Origin of the sequence: Polaribacter sp., assembly GCF_965656025.1 — a bacterium.
Taxonomy (GTDB): Bacteria; Bacteroidota; Bacteroidia; order Flavobacteriales; family Flavobacteriaceae; genus Polaribacter.
Genome location: NZ_CBFHJT010000092.1, coordinates 3,784 through 7,126 on the forward strand (window position 1 = coordinate 3,784; position 3,343 = coordinate 7,126).

4 protein-coding genes are annotated in these 3,343 nt (G+C 28.2%); all 4 read left to right on the plus strand.

Features of this window, described 5'->3' with window-relative positions:
- Positions 1 to 1,310, plus strand: a 1,310-nt coding sequence (locus ACTG3S_RS13350; RefSeq protein ID WP_439129836.1) for a PH domain-containing protein, incomplete at its 5' end; no start/stop codon positions are given.
- A complete protein-coding gene (gene menA, locus ACTG3S_RS13355; protein ID WP_439129837.1) occupies positions 1,301 to 2,224 on the plus strand; it encodes a 1,4-dihydroxy-2-naphthoate octaprenyltransferase in 924 nt (307 codons plus the stop codon). The genes ACTG3S_RS13350 and menA, both read left to right, overlap by 10 nt.
- A 12-nt stretch (positions 2,225 to 2,236) precedes the next feature.
- A complete protein-coding gene (locus ACTG3S_RS13360) occupies positions 2,237 to 2,752 on the plus strand; it encodes an SRPBCC family protein (protein ID WP_439129838.1) in 516 nt (171 codons plus the stop codon).
- A 6-nt stretch (positions 2,753 to 2,758) separates the two neighbouring features.
- A partial coding sequence (locus ACTG3S_RS13365; protein ID WP_439129839.1) for an enolase C-terminal domain-like protein occupies positions 2,759 to 3,343 on the plus strand: 585 nt, incomplete at its 3' end.

Below are 3,343 nucleotides of genomic sequence, written 5' to 3' on the forward strand. Positions count from 1 at the left end.
TTCTAATAAGAGCCTATTTAATTTTTAAAAACTTTCAGTTTAAAATAGAAAACAATCATTTTATTTTAAAAAAAGGAATTTTAAAAAAAACAAATACTTCTATCCCTTTTGATAGGATTCAGAACATTAATTTTAAGCAAAATATTATACAGCAAATCATAAATGTGCACGAAGTAAATATAGAAACTGCAGGTTCTACCAAAGCAGAAATTTCTATTAAAGCTCTGTCTTTTACTGAGGCAAAAGCATTAAAAAAATCTATTACTGTTTTCGATAAAAAAGAAATTTCTAACAAAGAAGAAACTACAGAAAAACCTTTATTAAAAGTTGGTTTTTTAGAGTTGATGAAAGTAAGTCTTACAGAAAATCATTTACAAAGTTTATTAATATTATTTGCACTTTTGGTAGGTTTTTTCCAGCAAATTAGCGAACTTTTTGATGGTTTAGGAAAACGAGAAATTTTAGATAATTACATCTCAGAAAATACATCAGCATTAGAAACAAATGTTATTTTAATTGTTGGCTTGCTCATGTTTTTTACCATAGTTGCTGTTTTAAGTTCGGTAGTTAGGGTGGTGCTAAGACACTTTAATTTAACTGTTTATGTGAAAAACAACGCATTAGAAATTTATCAAGGTTTAACCACAAAAAAATCGGTAATTTTAAAAAGAAATAAAATACAACATATTACCATTTCTACCAATCCAATAAAAAGAAAGTTAGGCATCTCATTTATCACTTTTAAGCAAGCTATAAGTGGTAAAACCGGTTCTAAAAATCAAAAAGATAAAGTTATAAAAATAGTAGGTTGTAAAGATGCTCAAATTAAAGCAGTAAAAGAGTTATTAACTTTTAATGTTGGTTTACAAGACCTAAATTTCGAAAATTCTCACTCTTATTTAAAGTCTAGAAATTATTTTAGGTCTTTATTTTTCTTTATTCCATTAAACATACTTTTCTTTTTTGGGATGGAAGATTACAATGCTTTTTGGATCAATGGAATTATTATACCTATTTATATTATTTCTGTCGAAGTTTTTTACAGAAAAAGAATTTTTAAATTTTCTGAAAACGTACTATTAATTGGTTCAGGAATTTTAGAAACACACAAAACCTATTTGCCTTTTTTTAAAGTACAAAACATCAAGTTGAAACAAACCATTTTTCAAGCCAGAAAAAATGTGGTAGATGTGGTGTTTCAAACAGCATCTGGTAAGGTTAAAATTCCTTGTATATCTTTAGAAAAAGCAGAAAAAATTTATAATTACACGTTGTATAAAGTAGAAACTAGTAGAAAATCATGGATGTAAAAAGTTACATAAAAGCAGCGCGTTTAAGAACTTTACCTTTGTCTATTTCTGGAATTATTGTGGGGAGTAGGTTAGGTTTTGGAGATGTAATGTATGCAGACAGTACAATTACTTTATGGAGAACTCCAATCTTTTGGTTAGCCATTTTAACCACAATTGGTTTTCAAGTGTTATCTAATTTTGCGAACGATTATGGAGATGGTGTCAAAGGTTCAGATAAGAATAGAACAGGAGAAGCACGTATGGTTTCTTCTGGGGCCATTTCACCAAAGCAAATGAAAATGGCAATGATGATAACAACAATCATTACCTTAATTATTGCTTTATTTTTAATTTACGTGGCTTTTGGTAGCGAAAATTTTGGCTATTCCATACTTTTTTTTGGGTTAGGTATAGCCTCCATTGCAGCAGCCATAAAATATACAGTTGGTAACTCTGCATATGGTTATAGTGGTTTTGGAGATTTGTTTGTATTTTTATTCTTTGGTTTGCTAAGTGTTGTGGGTAGTTATTTTTTATATACAAAAAACATCAATTTTAAAATATTTTTACCTGCAATTTCTATTGGTTTGTTAAGTACAGCAGTATTAAATTTAAACAATTTACGTGATAGCGATCAAGATAAAGAGAATAACAAAAACACCTTAGTGGTAAAAATAGGTACAAAAAAAGCGAAAATCTATCATTATTTATTAATTTTTGGCGCTTTAATTACTGCTTTAGTGTATACTTTTTTAGATTTTTGGTCTATTTATCAATGTATATTTTTGGTTGCTTTTATCCCTTTAATTAAAAACTGTATTACAGTAGCCAAAAATAAAAATCCATCAGAATTAGATGGCGAATTAAAAAAAGTAGCTCTAAGTACCTTTTTATTTGCGATTTTATTTAGCATTGCAAGTACATCCTTTTAAAAATAAAATATAATGAAAACCATAAAAGTAATATTAATTATCATATCTGTTTTAATTGGCGCCTTTTTAATTACAGGTTTGGTGGTTAAAGAAACTACTTACACAGCAAAAGTTAGTATCAATAAACCTGTAGCAGAAGTTTTTAGCACCTTTGCTAAAATAGACAGCGTAAAAAATTGGATTCCAGAAATACAATCTGTAGAAACAATTAATAAAAACCCAGGTATAACTGGTAGCGTATACAATTTGGTTCTGTTAAATCAAGGGGAGAAAATTACAATGACAGAAAAAATAATGGCATACATACCCAATGAAAAAATGACTCTTTTTTACGATGCAGAAAACATGTTAAAAAAAGACGATTATCTTTTTTCTGAAGAAAATGGGATTACAACTGTTACTTTAAATGCTAGTTGCCAAAGCGATTCTTACGTAATGGCTTGTATTTTTCCTTATTTTAAGAGCACTTTTAGAGAACAAGATCAATCGTATTTAAATAATTTTAAAGCCTTTTTAGAAGAAAAATAATTTATTTTGATAAAAGCCAGCTACAAAAAATACATATTAGAATTTAAAAATGCCAGTGGTACATCTCGTGGAATTTTAAAAACCAAAGAAACTTGGTTTATCATTTTAGAAGAAAATGGTAAAATTGGTATTGGAGAAACAGGTTTGTTTAGAGGATTAAGTGCAGATGATGTACCTAATTACGAAGAAAAATTACAATGGGTTTGCAAGCACATTCATCTAGGTTTAGAGAAATTATTAGTTGAAGTTTTTGATTTTCCTTCCATTCAATTTGGTTTGGAACAGGCATTTTTATCTTTAAAAAGTAATGATAAATTTGAGTTATTTCCATCGGAATTTACGAAAGGAAACCAAGCTATACCTATTAATGGTTTGGTTTGGATGGGGGATAAAGAGTTTATGAAACAACAAATTCAAGAAAAATTAAAAACAGGTTTTTCTTGTATTAAAATGAAAATTGGTGCTATTAATTTTTACGAAGAAATTAACCTTCTAAAATCGATAAGAAAAGAATTTTCGGCAGATGAAATTGAGTTAAGAGTAGATGCAAATGGAGCATTTTCTCCTATTGAAGCTTTAGAAAAACTGGAC